This is a genomic window from Pandoraea horticolens (assembly GCF_902459555.1).
GTDB classification, from domain to species: Bacteria; Pseudomonadota; Gammaproteobacteria; order Burkholderiales; family Burkholderiaceae; genus Pandoraea; species Pandoraea horticolens.
In genome coordinates this window covers 1-630 of record NZ_CABPSM010000064.1, presented here as the reverse complement: position 1 = coordinate 630, position 630 = coordinate 1, and the positions used below count along the sequence as shown (strand labels likewise).

Below are 630 nucleotides of genomic sequence, written 5' to 3'. Positions count from 1 at the left end.
CTTAGCGTATCTATGGACTCCACCCGTTTTGCAAGGGACGATCGTCGATGACCAACGGGTAAAGATTGCGCGTATCTATCCGGCCTACGGGTGAGCACCGAAGTGCTCTGGCCACAATGCAGTGCGCGCGTCGAGTTCCAAATACGATATCGGCTTTGAATGCCAGTACGCTAACCGGATTTCCTCAACGCCAGTTTTACCTGTTGTGCATCTTTCTCTCGTTCCTTCGCAACCTTGGCAGAATGTTGTGGCCGTGAAACTCAGTGCGTGGTCATGCTTGAGACGTGCGCCGACTCATATCGGCGGCCATGTGCGAGTAATGCCCAGACGATTCGGGCAAGCTTGTTCGCCAGCGCGACGGCGGCTACGTTTGTGCCTTTGCGTTGCTGAAGGTCGGCGGCCCAGCGAAGAATCCGGTCAGTCCGCTTGTGCGCCCACTGAAGCGCACTGCGAGCACCGTGGATTAGCAGCATCCGCAGATAGCGATCTCCTCTTTTGCTGATACCAAACAACCGCTGTCGCCCACCGGTGCTGTGTTCATGAGGCACCAAGCCGATGTTGGCGGCGAAATGCCTGCCACTGTCGAAGTGCGATGCATTGTTGAGCGACGCCAGAAGCGCTGTTGCTGTC

At 56.7% G+C, this 630-nt stretch carries 1 protein-coding gene; it reads right to left on the bottom strand.

Annotation, left to right across the window (positions count from 1 at the left end):
- Nucleotides 1–260: 260 nt before the first annotated feature.
- On the bottom strand, nucleotides 261–630 hold a 370-nt coding region (locus PHO31112_RS27040), incomplete at its 5' end, for a transposase (protein WP_150624808.1).